The 14,510-nt window shown below is 61.5% G+C and carries 13 protein-coding genes; 2 read left to right on the top strand and 11 right to left on the bottom strand.

From position 1 onward, the window contains the following. Positions 1–3: 3 nt before the first annotated feature. From cysT to M2S36_RS14240, 6 genes are all read right to left on the bottom strand, one after another. Complete coding sequence (cysT, locus tag M2S36_RS14265) at positions 4–822, bottom strand: sulfate ABC transporter permease subunit CysT (RefSeq protein WP_063912140.1); 819 nt, start codon at positions 820–822, stop codon at positions 4–6. A gap of 185 nt (positions 823–1,007) precedes the next feature. Beyond that, positions 1,008–2,015 carry a sulfate ABC transporter substrate-binding protein gene (locus tag M2S36_RS14260; RefSeq protein ID WP_207837484.1) on the bottom strand — a complete coding sequence of 336 codons (1,008 nt, stop codon included), beginning with the start codon at positions 2,013–2,015 and terminating at the stop codon, positions 1,008–1,010. A gap of 48 nt (positions 2,016–2,063) precedes the next feature. Beyond that, positions 2,064–2,246: a sulfur starvation response protein OscA gene (gene oscA, locus M2S36_RS14255; protein ID WP_016712582.1), complete on the bottom strand. Its 183-nt coding sequence runs from the start codon at positions 2,244–2,246 to the stop codon at positions 2,064–2,066. Between the two features lie 206 nt (positions 2,247–2,452). Continuing rightward, complete coding sequence (locus M2S36_RS14250) at positions 2,453–5,506, bottom strand: efflux RND transporter permease subunit (RefSeq protein WP_333957323.1); 3,054 nt, start codon at positions 5,504–5,506, stop codon at positions 2,453–2,455. Beyond that, the gene (locus M2S36_RS14245) at positions 5,503–6,570 is read right to left on the bottom strand and encodes an efflux RND transporter periplasmic adaptor subunit (RefSeq protein WP_207837480.1); all 1,068 of its coding nucleotides are present in this window, start codon (positions 6,568–6,570) and stop codon (positions 5,503–5,505) included. The genes M2S36_RS14250 and M2S36_RS14245 overlap by 4 nt, the downstream gene beginning before the upstream one ends. After that, positions 6,567–7,655 carry an efflux RND transporter periplasmic adaptor subunit gene (locus M2S36_RS14240; protein WP_333957322.1) on the bottom strand — a complete coding sequence of 363 codons (1,089 nt, stop codon included), beginning with the start codon at positions 7,653–7,655 and terminating at the stop codon, positions 6,567–6,569. Before M2S36_RS14240 ends, M2S36_RS14245 begins: the two co-directional genes overlap by 4 nt. Positions 7,656–7,928: 273 nt before the next feature. Here M2S36_RS14240 and M2S36_RS14235 point away from each other — a divergent pair, with 273 nt between their 5' ends. Further along, entirely contained in the window at positions 7,929–8,792 is an 864-nt protein-coding gene (locus M2S36_RS14235; protein ID WP_333957321.1) for an RHS repeat-associated core domain-containing protein, read from the top strand. A gap of 154 nt (positions 8,793–8,946) precedes the next feature. Here M2S36_RS14235 and M2S36_RS14230 read toward each other — a convergent pair whose 3' ends face one another. Further along, positions 8,947–9,219 (bottom strand): DUF3077 domain-containing protein, encoded by a 273-nt coding sequence (locus tag M2S36_RS14230; RefSeq protein ID WP_333957320.1) that lies wholly within the window; start codon positions 9,217–9,219, stop codon positions 8,947–8,949. Between the two features lie 527 nt (positions 9,220–9,746). Between M2S36_RS14230 and M2S36_RS14225 the strand changes: the two genes are divergently transcribed. Continuing rightward, positions 9,747–10,202: an REP-associated tyrosine transposase gene (locus M2S36_RS14225; protein ID WP_207837475.1), complete on the top strand. Its 456-nt coding sequence runs from the start codon at positions 9,747–9,749 to the stop codon at positions 10,200–10,202. Positions 10,203–10,308: 106 nt separating this feature from the next. Here the strand turns inward: M2S36_RS14225 and M2S36_RS14220 are convergent, their stop codons facing one another. The 4 genes from M2S36_RS14220 to M2S36_RS14205 form a co-directional block, all read right to left on the bottom strand. After that, the gene (locus M2S36_RS14220; RefSeq protein ID WP_003258560.1) at positions 10,309–11,202 is read right to left on the bottom strand and encodes an ABC transporter permease subunit; all 894 of its coding nucleotides are present in this window, start codon (positions 11,200–11,202) and stop codon (positions 10,309–10,311) included. Next, positions 11,199–12,080: an ABC transporter permease subunit gene (locus M2S36_RS14215; protein WP_172827500.1), complete on the bottom strand. Its 882-nt coding sequence runs from the start codon at positions 12,078–12,080 to the stop codon at positions 11,199–11,201. The genes M2S36_RS14220 and M2S36_RS14215 overlap by 4 nt, the downstream gene beginning before the upstream one ends. A gap of 35 nt (positions 12,081–12,115) precedes the next feature. After that, the gene (gene potA, locus M2S36_RS14210; RefSeq protein WP_207837473.1) at positions 12,116–13,258 is read right to left on the bottom strand and encodes a polyamine ABC transporter ATP-binding protein; all 1,143 of its coding nucleotides are present in this window, start codon (positions 13,256–13,258) and stop codon (positions 12,116–12,118) included. 71 nt (positions 13,259–13,329) lie between these two features. Next, on the bottom strand, positions 13,330–14,424 hold the full coding sequence (locus tag M2S36_RS14205) for a polyamine ABC transporter substrate-binding protein (RefSeq protein WP_207837471.1): 1,095 nt from the start codon (positions 14,422–14,424) through the stop codon (positions 13,330–13,332). Between the last annotated feature and the right edge of the window lie 86 nt (positions 14,425–14,510).

The raw sequence follows: 14,510 nt of genomic DNA, 5'->3' as shown, positions 1-14,510 counted from the left end.
CCTTCAAGGGGTTTCGATACGGCGCTGCAGCAGGTTGATCAGCAGCAGCAGGATGAAGGAAACCACCAGCATCAGCACGCCGATGGCGGTCGCGCCGGTGTAGTCGTACTGGTCGAGCTTGACCATGATCAGCAGTGGCAGGATCTCGGTCTTCATCGGCATGTTGCCGGCAATGAAGATCACCGAACCATACTCGCCCACGCCGCGGGCGAAGGCCAGGGCAAAGCCTGTCAGCCAGGCAGGCAGCAGCGCTGGCGCCAGCACGTGGCGGAACACCTGCAGCGGCTTGGCGCCCAGGCAGGCGGCGGCCTCCTCCACTTCACGCGGAATGTCAGCCAGTACCGGCTGCACCGTCCGCACCACGAACGGCAGGGTGACGAAGGTCAGCGCCAGGGTGATGCCAAGCGGGGTGTAGGCGATCTTGAAGCCCAGGTCGGTGGCGAACTGGCCGACCCAGCCCGAGGGCGCATACAGGGCGGTCAGGGCGATACCGGCTACGGCCGTGGGCAGGGCGAACGGCAGGTCGATCATCGCATCGATGATCTTGCGCCCGGGGAAGGTGTAGCGCACCAGCACCCAGGCCAGCAGGGTACCGATCACACCGTTGATGACGGCGGCGAACAGGGCGGTGCCGAAACTCAGCTTGAGCGCGGCGATCACCCGCGGCGCACTGATGACGTTCCAGAACTGCTCCCAGGTAAGCTGCGCGGCATGCACGAACATGGCGGCCAGCGGTATCAGCACGATCAGGCTGAGGTACACCAATGTGTAGCCCAGCGTCAGCCCGAAGCCGGGTATGACGGGGGAAATGCGGCGTGACATAAATATCCCTGGTTGAACGCACGAAGCCCGGAATCAATCCCGGGCCGGTGCAGGCTTCTGAATCTTGGGGCTGCTTTGCAGCCCAATCGCGACGCAAGGCCGCTCCCACAGGAGATTGCGGTTCCTTGTGGGAGCGGCCTTGCGTCGCGAATGGGCCGCATAGCGGCCCCGCTTTTCCTTGGCGATTACTGTGCCTGATAGATCTGGTCGAACACACCGCCATCGTTGAAGAATTTCGGTTGTGCAGTTTTCCAGCCACCAAAGTCCTTGTCGATGGTTACCAGGTCAAGTTTCGGGAACTGCTTGCCGAACTCGGCTGCGACCTTCTCGTCACGCGGGCGGTAGAAGTTCTCGGCGGCAATCTTCTGCCCGGCCGGGCTGTACAGGTGCTTGAGGTATTCGGTGGCAATCTCGGTATTGCCCTTCTTCTCGGCGTTCTTGTCCACCACCGCCACCGGCGGTTCGGCCAGGATCGAAAGCGACGGCACGACGATCTCGAACTTGTCGGCACCACCGTCTTCCTTCAACGCCAGGAAGGCTTCGTTTTCCCACGCCAGCAGCACATCGCCCTGGCCGTTGTTGACGAAGGTGATGGTCGAGCCACGGGCGCCGGTGTCCAGCACCGGCACGTGCTTGAACAGCTCCTGCACGTATGCCTTGGCCTTCTCTTCGCTACCGCCGGTCTTCAGGCCATAGGCCCAGGCAGCCAGGAAGTTCCAGCGGGCGCCGCCGGAGGTTTTCGGGTTGGGGGTGATGACCGACACGTCTTTCTTGATCAGGTCGCCCCAGTCCTTGATGCCTTTCGGGTTGCCCTTGCGCACCAGGAACACGATGGTCGAGGTGTACGGGGTGCTGGCATCCGGCAGGCGGGTCTGCCAGTTGTCCGGCAGGGTCTTGCCGAGCTTGGCGACTTCGTCGATGTCACCGGCCAGGGCCAGGGTCACCACGTCGGCACGCAGGCCGTCGATCACCGCACGGGCCTGCTTGCCCGAACCACCGTGGGATTGCTGGATCTTCACCTTGTCGCCCGGGTGGGCCTGCTGCCAGTGCTTGATGAACTCGGCGTTGTACTGCTGATACAGCTCGCGGGTCGGGTCGTAGGACACGTTCAGCAGTTCGTAGTCCTTGGCGATGGCGGAACCGGCAAAAACAGCACTGGCCAGGGCGGCAAGCGCATAACGGCGGATGGACATGGTGAAGCTCCCGATTGGCATTTTTCTAGTTTTGGATGTGTGGCGCGATCAGCCGGCCTTGTTGCCGGGCTGCTGCAGGCGGAACTTCTCCTTGCGCTCGATCTGTACGACCTGAGCGTTGTGCACAGTGATCTCCACCGCACCGAATCGCAGGTCGCGCAGAGCGCTCTGGATTTCACGCAGAATGGTGGCTTCGTCCTGACCGTCGATGCTACGCAGAGATGCACTCATGCTCGTTCTCCTTGGAGTGAGATGCCGGGCAGGGGTTTGAAGGGGATTTATTGCCTGGCTTGAGGGCAATAGTAGTGAGGCGGAGTTATTCTTAAAAATACTGTTTAAGAATGTTTATATAACCAAAAACAAACGCTCATCCTGAAGACAACAGAAGGCCCCGTGGGAGCGGGTTTACCCGCTCCCACAGGGTTCACTGCACGGCTTCAGGAATGTTTCTGTGGCTCGCGGATCTTGTACCAGGCCACATACAAGGCCGGCAGGAACAGCAGCGTCAGCAGGGTCGCCACGATGATCCCGCCGATCATGGCGTAGGCCATCGGCCCCCAGAACACCTCGCGGGCAATCGGGATCATGCCCAGGCTCGCCGCCGCCGCGGTCAGCAGGATCGGCCGGCGCCGATGGTTGGTGGCTTCCACCACCGCATCCCACGGCGACAAGCCCTGGGCTTCGAACTCGTCGATCTGGGTCACCAGGATCACCGAGTTACGAATGATGATGCCCGCCAGCGCGAGAATGCCGAGAATCGCCACGAAGCCCATCGGCGTACCCGTGGGTACCAGCGCAATGATCACGCCAATCAACCCCAGCGGCGCCACGCTGACCACCAGGAACAGCTTCTGCACGCTGTGCAGCTGGATCATCAGGAACGTCGCCATCAGGAACAGCATCAGCGGGATGACCTTGCGGATCGGCCCCTGGGCCTTGGCGCTCTCCTCCACCGTACCACCGGTGGCCACTTCGAAGCCCACCGGCAGCTTGCTGGCGAATTCGTCGATCTTCGGCTTCAACTGCGCCACCAGGTCGGTGGGCTGGATATCGCCGTTGACCGAGGCCTTGATGGTGATGGTCGGCTTGCGGTCACGGCGCCATACCAGCGGCTGCTCCAGTTCGTAGCGCACGGTGGCGAACGACAGCAGCGGGATCGAGGTGCCGTTGGGCGTGAGGATCTGCAGGTTCTGCAGGGTATCGGGTGACCCCCGCTCGCTGTCTTCGGCACGGGCGACCACGTCGACCAGATAGATGTTGTCGTTGACCTGGGTAATCTGCACGCCGCTGACGATGCTGTTCATCACATTGGCCACATCCTCCGACGACAGACCAAGCTGGCGAGCCTTGTCCTGGGCGATTTCCACGCGTAGCACCTTACCCGGCTCATTCCAGTCGTAGATCATCTCGCCAATATGCTCGTTCTGGTCGAGCAAGGTGGCCAGCTCGATGGCGTGCTTGCGTACCTCGTCGATATTGGCGCCGCTGACCCGATACTGGATCGGCCGGCCCACCGGCGGGCCCATTTCCAGCGACTGCACGTTGGTGCCGACGCCAACGAACTCTTCGTGCAGGATCTTCTGCAGCCGGTCCATCATGCCCTGGCGTTCTTCGAAGCCCTTGCTGACGATCACCAGCTGCGCGTAGTACGGGTTCTGCAACTGCTGGTCGAGGGGCAGGTAGAAGCGGATAGCGCCCTGGCCGATGTAGGTACTCCAGTGCACCAGGTCCGGGTCGTCCTTGATCCGCGCCTCGAAGCGGTCGACCACCTTGCGCGTCTCCTCGATCGACGCGTTCTGCGGCAGGTTGAGGTCGACGAGGATTTCCGGGCGGTCCGAGGACGGGAAGAACTGGTTCTGCACGAAGCGCTCGCAGAAGATCGCCAGGGCGAACAGCGCCACGGTGCCGATGATGGTCAGCCAGCGGTTGCGCATGCACCACAACAAACCATGCTCGAAGATTCGGCCGACACGGCCCGGCTCTGCTTCATGGGGCTTGAGCTTGGCACTGCTGAGAATGTGCACGCCGAGCACCGGGGCGAAGAACACCGCCACCACCCACGACACCATCAGCGCCACGGCAATCACCGCGAACAGCGTGTAGGTGTACTCGCCCGCTGAACTGGCGTTGAGGCCGATCGGCACGAAACCGGCCACCGTCACCAGGGTACCGGTTAGCATGGGGAAGGCCGTTGAGGTATAGGCAAAGGTCGCCGCCTGCTCCTTGCTTTCGCCCATTTCCAGCCGCGTGACCATCACCTCCACGGTGATCATCGCATCGTCCACCAGCAAGCCCAGGGCGATGATCAGCGCCCCCAGCGAAATCCGCTGCATGGTGATGCCACTGTATTCCATGAACACGAACACCATGGCCAGCACCAACGGGATCGAGCAGGCCACTACCAGCCCGGCACGCACGCCGAGGCTGACGAAGCTCACCGCCAGCACGATCACCACCGCCTCGAACAGCGCACTGGTGAAGCCGCCGACCGCTTGCTTGACCACCACGGCCTGGTCGGAGACGGTGTGTACCCCGACGCCCACCGGCAGGTCTTCGACCACTTGATCCATGCGCTTTTTCAGCGCCGCACCAAACACCTGGATATTGCCACCGGCCTTCATGCCGATGGCCAGGCCCAGCGCCGTCTGGCCGTTGTAGCGGAACATCGGCGAAGGGGGATCGACGTAGCCGCGCTCGATATCGGCGATATCGGCCAGGCGGAAGAAGCGGTCGTTGATCTTCAGGTTGACGGTTTGCAGGTCCTTTTCCGAAGTGAACTGCCCGGAGGTACGCACCGAGATACGCTCCGGTCCGGCCTCGATCACCCCGGCTGGGGTCACGGCGTTTTGCGATTGCAGGGCCTGCATGACCTGGCGCTGGTCGATGCCCAGGGCTGCCAGCTTGCGGGTGGAGAAGTTCAGGTACAGCACTTCGTCCTGGGTGCCGATCAGCTCGATCTTGCCGATGTTGGGTACATCGCGCACTTCGGCCCGCGCCTGTTCCACGTAGTCGCGCAGCTGGCGCAGGGTCAGCCCGTCGGCAGTGAAGGCGTAGATCGAACCGAACACATCGCCGAATTCATCGTTGAACCCGGGCCCCTGGATACCCGCCGGGAATTCACCACGAATGTCCTGGATCTTCTTGCGCACCTGGTACCAGATTTCCGGGATGTCCTTGGCCTTGGTGGTATCGCGCAGGTAGACGTAAACCGTGGATTCGCCTGGGCGGGTGTAGCTTTTGGTGTAATCGAGGGAGTCGAGTTCCTCGAGCTTCTTCTCGATACGGTCGGTGACCTGGTACAGGGTTTCGTCCTGGGTCGCGCCGGGCCAGCGGGTCTGGATGACCATGGTCTTGATGGTGAACGACGGGTCTTCCTCACGGCCCAGGTTGAAGTAAGAGAAAATCCCCATCAGCAGGCCAACGAACATCAGGTACCAGACGAACGATTGATGCTTGAGTGCCCAGTCGGACAGGTTGAAGCTTCCTTTCATTGCGCATCCTCGTCGAAGGTGACCTTCTGGCCAGGCTTGAGGCTGTTGACGCCGGCGGTGACCACACGCTCGCCGGGCTGTACGCCAGCGGTCAGCACGATGCTGTCGGCGGTGCGGTCGATCAGGGCCACGTCACGGGTGGCCACGGTCTTCTGTTGCGTATCGATCACCCACACCTGGGTCTTGCCGTCACGCTCGAGCAAGGCACTCAAGGGCAGTTCGCTGCGCGGCGACACCTGCGAACTCAGGGTCACGCTGATGGCAGTGCCCAGGTGGAAGGCCGCCGGTGTGCTGGCCAGGGTCAGGCGGGCGCGGCGGGTGCGGGTGGTGGCGTCGGCCTGGGGCTCCAGCTCGCGCAGGCTGGCGGTGGTGTTGATGGTCGGGTCCAGCTGCGAAGCAACGGTGAAGGTCAGGCCTTTGCTCAACTGCTCGGCCAGGCCGATCGGCAGGTCGATCACCGCTTCCTTCACATCCGGCCGGGCCAGGGTTACCACGGCCTGGCCGGCGGTGACGGTTTGCCCGGCTTCGGCCTTCCAGGCGGTGATTACCGCGGCGTGGTCGGTGCGCAGGGTGCTGTAGTCGAGCTGGTCACGTGCCTGGCTGAGTGCAGAGCGCGCCTGCTCCAACGCCGCACTGGTGGTTTTCAGGTTGGTCTGGGCGATATCCAGCTGGGCCTGGGCGCCTACGCCACGGTCGTACAGCTGTTGCTGGCGGCGGGCATCGGCCTGGGCGTTGATCCACTGCGCCTGCACCTTGGCCAGGTCGCCTTCGGCGGCGCGCAGCTGGTTCTGCTGGTCGGTCGGGTCGAGCGTGGCCAGGATGTCACCCGGTTTCACCTGGGCGCCCACATCCAGCCAGCGCCGGGCAATACGTCCGGAAACCCGGAAACCCAAGGTGCTTTCGAAACGTGCCTGGATACTGCCGGCGAAACGGCCCAGCTGCGACTGCACCTGGGGTTCGACCTTGACCGACAGCACCGGCCGAATCGGCTCTGGTACCTCGTCCTCGCTACTGCAACCGGCCAGCAGCACGCCAGCCGACAGCATCAGCAGCAGGCGCTTCATAGCTCACCCCCTTGGGCCTTGGCGTCGACCTTCTGCACCTGCATGCCGGGGTGCAGCAACTGCCCGCCATTGACCACCACGGTTTCGCCGCCCTTCAGGCCACTGGCGACCACGATCCTGCCGGTGAGGTAACGGCTGACTTCGACCTTGCGCAGCTCTACCTTGTCGCCCTCGCCCACTACCCAGACGGCAGGCTCATGCAGGGCCTTGGTCAGTGCCGACCATGGCAGCTCGACACTTGGCCGGCCCTGGGCATTGGTGGTGGCGGTAACCGGTGCACCCAGTTGCATCCCTGGCGGCACATCCCTCAGCCCGACCTTGACCTGTACCGTGCCGCTTTGTGCGGACACCGTGGGGGTGATTTCGCGCACGAAGCCACGGGCCTGGACCTTCGGGTCATCCAGCAGGCTGACGATCACGCCGGCATCGCTGGGCGGGGCCACCAGCAGCGATTCGTAGACGTTGAACACCGCGTCGCGGTCGCCATCGGTGGCCAGGCTGAAGATCGGCATGGTCGCCTGCACCACCTGGCCGACCTCGGCCTGGCGCTCGGTGATGACACCATCAGCCTCGGAGACCAGCGCGGTATAGCTCAGTTGTTCGTTGGCGTTGGCCAATTGCGCCTGTGCGGCCTTGAGCGCGCTCTGGTTGCTGCGCAGCGCGGCTTCGGCGGAATCGTATTCGCTCTGACTGGTGTAGCCCTTGGGCAGCAGTTTTTGCTGGCGCACGAAGGCGGCGCTGGTCTGGGTGACCCGCGCCTGCGCGGCGAACACCTCGGCCTTGGCCGAGTCGACATTGTTCTGCAGGTCTTTCGGGTCCAGCCGCGCCAGCACCTGGTTGGCCTTGACGTGATCGCCCACATCGACGCTGCGCGAAATGATCTTGCCGCCGACGCGGAACGACAGGTCGGTCTGCACCCGTGCCTGCACATCGCCGGTCAGGGTGACCCTGGCAGCGAAATCGGTGGGTGATACCTGTTGCACGCCTACGCGTGGCAGTGTTTCGGTGGTTTCTTCCTTACTACAGCCCGACAGCAGGGACACAAGCCCCAGGCAGACGACCAACAGCGGACGTATCAACGTCATGCAGGCTCCTTGCTTGCGCGCAAATGATTCGTGGGATGCGACTGTCAGCGTAGTTCAGGGTTGGACAAACGGCACTGGCCATATGCGCAAGGGAGGCATACCGAATGCTGGCGACACAGGGCAGGTTCGGCACAAGGTTTTCGTTGAAAACCTGGCATTTCTGCCAGTAGCCGATTATCGCCAGGGCATTACATAGTGTCCCCAACCGGTCGCCCCGACAGTGGCACCACAGAGAGGCATTTTTCTGTTCCCCCTTGAACCCTCGGAGGCCCCATGGCCGCTGCAAAAAGTTTACGCCGCTTCTACCAGAACGGCCGTGTTTCCACCGAACTCGGCGGGTCTGTATCACGCTCCATCTTCCGGCATCAGGGTAGCCTCCTGGCGCAATGCACGTCAGGTGCTGAGGTATCGCGCTCAATCATGACGGTGAACAATACCAACACCGTCATGAGCGAATTTGGACACGCCGGTAAGGTGCAGTTCGCTTATACCCCCTATGGCCGACGCCCGGCCCAGAGCGAAGCGAACAACCCCTTGGCATTCAACGGCGAGCAACTGGACACGGCAACAGGCGGTTACTTGCTAGGCAATGGCTATCGCCTGTTCAGCCCCACGCACAAGAGGTTCTGTAGCCCAGATAATTCAAGCCCGTTTGATGAAGGTGGCCCGAACGCTTATGCGTACTGTGCCGGGGATCCGGTAAATAGTACTGATCCTACGGGGCACTTTTCCCGTCGGGCACTCTTGTTAGCTACTTCAGCAGCCTTGGGGACAACATTAGTAGCAGTCGTTGCAGCGGTCGCTACGAAGTCCAAAACAGCCGAAATTATTGCAGGCGCTGCATTTGCTGCTACTTCTATTTTGGATGCTTATACTGCTCTGAAGTCAAACAATATACGGCCACTAGTTGCACAGCTCTCGCAGCGCAGGCAGCGAACAGCAGTTGAACCCCCTCCCTACAACACACTCTTCCCCGAAGTTCCACCTCCGTCTTACGCGAATGCAACCCGTTCCACGGATATTGAAATGACCACATTCGCTAATATTGGAGACAGCCCGAGAGTCAGCATTCCCGGAGCTGCACCTCCCCCTTACCAGGTGGCTATGTCCGCTAGTAATGTTCGCAACCCGGAATGAAGTTCAGGGTTCAATGACGGAGATCAGTTCGGCATTTTCAGCGCCTGCGCGGGCCTTTTCGCGGGTGAACCCGCTCCCACAGGTATTGAGCAAACCCTGAAGGCTGCAGATGATCCTGTGGGAGCGGGTTTACCCGCGAAGGGGCCGGTACAGGTCAGAGCTGCACTGAAGCCTTGTTCAGTCCCAGTTCAATGTCATCAATCAATGCGTTGGCAAAGCCACTGAGAATTCTCGCGGCGCTGCCGGCCAGGCGGTCATTTTCCATCTCGGCTTCAGTCGTCAGGTGATTGATGCACCCGAGCATTACGGAGAGTTCGGAGAAGGCATGGTTGAAGGGGATGTTGGCCTGGACGCGGAACAGGTCCATGCAGGTTTCGCGGCCGACGGTGCTGCTGTTTTTTGGGTGATTTGGAACGTGCGTTGTCATGGTCGGAATCCAATGTCGTTTATGGAACCGCCAGCTCATCTTTCTCACGGATAAGGGGTGGCAGCCGTACGCGGGGTGAGAAAACCGAGGACATTGAACCCGGCCAGGCCGAGGCCTGCCCACGCAAGGCCGCCATGACAGGAAGCCTGTTCAACATCGAGCGGGTTTCTCACACCCGGTCACCTTGGTTGGCGACTCGACGACGTTATCCCTGGGGCATTTCCCCAGCAACAGAGCAGCTTCCACACGGCTCGTAGGATAATTCCCAAGCCAATCCAACTGAAGCCTTTGGTTTGAGTTGATGAAAAGTCGTACGCCTTGAGGGCCCCTTCGCGGGTGAACCCGCTCCCACAGGGTTATGTGCAGCCTTCAGGACCTGTGCAATACCTGTGGGAGCGGGTTTACCCGCGAATGGGCCGGTACTGCCATCCACAAATCTCTGCCATATCCAGAAACCATCATCTACATAGCACCTGCATCTCAGCCACTACCCTTGAGAGGTCACCCGCTTTTCAAGGAAGAAGCCAATGTCGCGAGCCCAGTCTCACCTGCTTCGCCGTGGTCGCTATTCAGAACTTGGCCGGCTCTATCTGCTGACCACCGTCACCCACCAGCGCAAGCCACTGTTCCATGACTTCCACCATGCCCGGTTGGTCATTCACCAACTGCGGCAATCAGACCAGGAACACGCCTGCCGATCACTGGCTTGGGTGCTAATGCCGGACCATCTGCATTGGCTGATCGAGTTGAACGGTACGACGTTGGCCACCTTGATGCGCAGGTTCAAATCCAGGTCCAGTCTGGTTTTGCATCAGGCGGGGGTTGAGCAAGATCCGGTATGGCAGCCTGGGTATCAGGACCGGGCATTAAGAAGGGAAGAAAGCATGGTGCATGTCGCCAGGTACATTGTGGCCAACCCCTTGCGGGCAGGCCTGGTCAGGAGTGTCAGGGACTATCCACATTGGGATGCAGTCTGGCTTTGAATCGGTGTTGCGGCCTTCGCGGGTAAACCCGCTCCCACAGGGATCACCACTGACCTGAAGGCAGTGATGTCCTTGTGGGAGCGGGTTTACCCGCGAAGAGGCCGGGTCAGGCCGACGCAGCAACCTGCGCCGGGCGCTTGACCTGCGGCTGCGACGCGTTGGCCGCTGCACCCTCTTCGATGGCCTGCTGAATCGCCTTGCGACGGCGCTCTTCAGCCTGGCGGCTGAAGTACCAGACGAAGAAGGTCACCAACGACACCGACAGCAGGATCAGGCTGGCCACGGCGTTGATCTCCGGCTTCACGCCCAGGCGCACCGCCGAGAACACTTCCATCGGCAAGGTGGTCGAACCCGGGCCCGACACGAAGCTGGCCAGCACCAGGTCATCCAGCGACAGCGCGAACGACATCATGCCGCCCGCCGCCAGCGATGGCGCAATCATCGGGATGGTGATCAGGAAGAACACCTTCCACGGCTTGGCACCCAGGTCCATCGCCGCTTCCTCGATCGACAGGTCCAGCTCACGCAGGCGTGCCGACACCACCACCGCCACATACGCCGCACAGAACGTGGTGTGGGCGATCCAGATGGTGACGATGCCGCGCTCCTGCGGCCAGCCGATCATCTGCGCCATGGCCACGAACAGCAGCAACAGCGACAGGCCGGTGATCACCTCGGGCATTACCAGCGGTGCGGTGACCAGGCCACCGAACAGCGTGCGGCCCTTGAAGCGGGTCACCCGGGTCAGCACGAACGCCGCCAAGGTACCCAGCGCCACCGCAGCCACCGCCGTGTAGCAGGCGATTTCCAGCGAACGCATCACCGAACCCATCAGCTGGGTGTTGTCGAGCAGGCCGACATACCACTTCACCGACCAGCCACCCCATACCGTCACCAGCTTGGAGGCGTTGAACGAGTAGATCACCAGGATCAGCATCGGCAGGTAGATGAACAGCAAGCCGAGCACCAGCATCAGCTTGGAGAAACTGAAGCGCTTCATGCCCTGCCCTCCATTTCTTTGGCCTGGCTGCGGTTGAACAGCAGGATCGGCACAATCAGGATCGCCAGCATTACCACCGCCAGCGCAGAGGCCACCGGCCAGTCACGGTTGTTGAAGAACTCTTGCCACAGCACCTTGCCGATCATCAGGGTTTCCGGGCCGCCGAGCAGTTCAGGAATCACGAACTCGCCCACCACCGGGATGAACACCAGCATGCAGCCGGCGATGATGCCGTTCTTCGACAGCGGCACGGTGATCTTCCAGAAGCTGTTGAAGGTGCTCGAACCCAGGTCCGAAGCGGCCTCGAGCAGACTCGGGTCGTGCTTCACCAGGTTGGCGAACAGCGGCAGGATCATGAACGGCAGGTACGAATAGACCACGCCGATGTACACCGCCAGGTTGGTATTGAGGATCTGCAGCGGCTGGTCGATCAACCCGGTCCACAGCAGGAAGCCGTTGAGCAGGCCGTTGTTGCTGAGGATGCCCATCCAGGCATAGACGCGGATCAGGATCGCGGTCCAGGTCGGCATCATGATCAGCAACAGCAGGACTGTCTGCGTCTCCTTCTTGGCGTTGGCAATGGCGTAGGCCATCGGGTAGCCGATCAACAGGCACAGCAGGGTGCTGAAGAAGGCCATCTTCAGCGAGCCCAGGTAGGCCGAGATATACAGTTCATCCTCGGTCAGCAAGCCGTAGTTGGCCAGGTTGAGTACCAGCTGCAGCTTGTCTTCGACGTAGCTGTAGATCTCGGTATACGGCGGGATCGCCACGTCGGCTTCGGCGAAGCTGATCTTCAGCACGATGAAGAACGGCAGCATGAAGAACAGGAACAGCCAGATGAACGGCACGCCGATCACCAGATGCCGCCCCTCCGGGATGATGCGCTGGAGTGCTCGCTTGAGCTTGCGAGGTTTCATGACCGCAGTACCACGCCGCTGTCGTCTTCCCACCACACGTACACTTCATCGCCCCAGGTCGGGCGTGTGCCCTGGCGCTCGGCGTTGGCGACGAACGACTGGACGACCTTGCCGCTCGGCAGCTCGACGTAGAACACCGAATGGCCGCCCAGGTAGGCGATGTCGTGGATCTTGCCGCGCGACCAGTTGTGCTCGCAGGTCGGTTGCTGGGTGGTGACCAGCATCTTCTCCGGGCGCAGGGCGTAGGTGATGTGCTTGTCTTCCACCGAAGTGGTGATGCCGTGGCCGACATAGATCTTGCGCTCCAGCTCCGGGCTGGCAATGATCGCGTGGCCTTCGGCGTCGTCAACCACTTCACCTTCGAACAGGTTGACGCTACCGATGAACTCGCACACCAGGCGGCTGGTGGGGGTCTCGTAGATGTCCACTGGCGAGCCGATCTGGGCGATCCAGCCCAGGTGCATGATGGCGATGCGCTGGGCCATGGTCATGGCCTCTTCCTGATCGTGGGTCACCATCACGCAGGTCACACCCACGCGCTCGATGATCTCCACCAGTTCCAGCTGCATCTGCGAACGCAGTTTCTTGTCCAGTGCGCCCATCGGCTCGTCGAGCAGCAGCAGCTTGGGGCGCTTGGCCAAGGAGCGGGCCAGAGCCACGCGCTGGCGCTGGCCGCCGGACAGCTGGTGCGGCTTGCGCTTGGCGTACTGGGTCATGTGCACCAGCTTGAGCATCTCGGCCACGCGGGCGTCGATCTCGGCCTTGGGCATCTTGTCCTGCTGCAGGCCGAAGGCGATGTTCTGCGCCACGGTCATGTGCGGGAACAGCGCGTAGGACTGGAACATCATGTTGATCGGCCGCTCGTAGGGCGGCATGTCGGTGATGTCGACGCCATCGAGGAGGATCCGCCCTTCGGTCGGGCGCTCGAAGCCGGCCAGCATGCGCAGCAAGGTGGACTTGCCAGAACCGGAGCCACCCAGCAGGGCGAAGATCTCGCCCTTGCGGATTTCCAGGGACACATCGTCCACGGCTACCGTTTCGTCGAACTTTTTCGTAACCCGGTCGATCTTGACCAGCACCTGCTTGGGTTGCTGGCCACCCTCGAGGGCTTTTTTATAGGCACCGGAGGCAACTGCCATGAGTGAAACTCCCAACAAGATTTTTGTGCCCGGGAGCCCTGTTCTACAGGTGCCGCCGCGGGCCTGGATTTTTACTTGCCCGACTTGACCTTGGTCCAGCTACGGGTCATCAGCCGTTGCACCTTGGGTGGCAACTCTGAATTCACGAACATCTTGTTCAGCACTTCCTGCGGTGGGTAAACCGCGGCGTCAGTCCTCACGGCCTGGTCCATCAGGTCGCCAGCCTTGGGGTTCGGGTTGGCGTAACCGACGTAATCACTGACCTGGGCGATAACCTCAGGCTTCAGCAAATAGTTGATGAAGGCATGCGCCTCTTTGACGTTCCTGGCGTCCTTGGGAATCGCCAGCACGTCGAACCAGAGGTTGCCGCCTTCCTTGGGAATGGCGTAGGCCAGGTTCACGCCCTTCTTCGCCTCTTCAGCGCGGGCCTTGGCCTGGAACACATCACCCGAGAAGCCCGCCGCGACGCAAATGTCGCCGTTGGCCAGGTCGGTGATGTACTTGGACGAGTGGAAGTAGGTCACGTACGGGCGTACCGCCAGCAGTTTCTTCTCGGCGGCCTGATAGTCCTTGGCATTGGTGCTGTTGGGGTCCAGCCCCATGTAGTTGAGCACCGCCGGCAGCATTTCGTCCGCCGAGTCGAGGAAAGCCACGCCGCACTTGGCGAGCTTCTTCATGTTCTCGGGTTCGAACAGCACTGCCCAGGAGTCGATGGTGTCCACGCCCAGCGCGGCCTTCACCTTGTCGACGTTGTAACCGATGCCGTTGGTGCCCCACAGGTAAGGCACGGCGTACTGGTTGCCCGGGTCGTTCCTTTCCAGACGCTTCATCAGCGCCGGGTCCAGGTTGGAATAATTGGGCAGCAGGTTCTTGTCGAGCTTCTGGAACGCGCCCGCCTTGATCTGCTTGCCGAGGAAATGGTTGGACGGCACCACCACGTCATAGCCGGTATTGCCAGCCAGCAGCTTGCCTTCCAGGGTTTCGTTGGAGTCGAACACGTCTTGCACGGGCTTGATGCCCGTGGCTTTCTCGAAGTCCGCGAGTGTGGTCGGGCCGACGTAGTCGGACCAGTTATAGAAGTGCACCGTAGGCGCCGCTTGGACGCTGCATGCCAGCGTCAGGCCCGCTCCAGCCATCAAGGCCTTGCGGAATACAGAAATGGACAAGTGGGTGGTCCTCACAATCAGTGCCTGGGTAGCGACAATGCTGCCGCACACGCAAAACCGGCGCGCAACTTACCTTCGCAGCTTCG

Origin of the sequence: Pseudomonas sp. SF2 (assembly GCF_036858055.1) — a bacterium.
Classification (GTDB): domain Bacteria; phylum Pseudomonadota; class Gammaproteobacteria; order Pseudomonadales; family Pseudomonadaceae; genus Aquipseudomonas.
Note: the sequence above shows the minus strand (reverse complement) of the source record. Positions and strands in the feature narration are given on the sequence as shown.

Coding starts and splice junctions, on each gene's coding strand:
- cysT (WP_063912140.1), bottom strand. CDS start 822: ATGTCACGCCGCATTTCCCCCGTCATACCCGGCTTCGGGCTGACGCTG.
- M2S36_RS14260 (WP_207837484.1), bottom strand. CDS start 2,015: ATGTCCATCCGCCGTTATGCGCTTGCCGCCCTGGCCAGTGCTGTTTTT.
- oscA (WP_016712582.1), bottom strand. CDS start 2,246: ATGAGTGCATCTCTGCGTAGCATCGACGGTCAGGACGAAGCCACCATT.
- M2S36_RS14250 (WP_333957323.1), bottom strand. CDS start 5,506: ATGAAAGGAAGCTTCAACCTGTCCGACTGGGCACTCAAGCATCAATCG.
- M2S36_RS14245 (WP_207837480.1), bottom strand. CDS start 6,570: ATGAAGCGCCTGCTGCTGATGCTGTCGGCTGGCGTGCTGCTGGCCGGT.
- M2S36_RS14240 (WP_333957322.1), bottom strand. CDS start 7,655: ATGACGTTGATACGTCCGCTGTTGGTCGTCTGCCTGGGGCTTGTGTCC.
- M2S36_RS14235 (WP_333957321.1), top strand. CDS start 7,929: ATGGCCGCTGCAAAAAGTTTACGCCGCTTCTACCAGAACGGCCGTGTT.
- M2S36_RS14230 (WP_333957320.1), bottom strand. CDS start 9,219: ATGACAACGCACGTTCCAAATCACCCAAAAAACAGCAGCACCGTCGGC.
- M2S36_RS14225 (WP_207837475.1), top strand. CDS start 9,747: ATGTCGCGAGCCCAGTCTCACCTGCTTCGCCGTGGTCGCTATTCAGAA.
- M2S36_RS14220 (WP_003258560.1), bottom strand. CDS start 11,202: ATGAAGCGCTTCAGTTTCTCCAAGCTGATGCTGGTGCTCGGCTTGCTG.
- potA (WP_207837473.1), bottom strand. CDS start 13,258: ATGGCAGTTGCCTCCGGTGCCTATAAAAAAGCCCTCGAGGGTGGCCAG.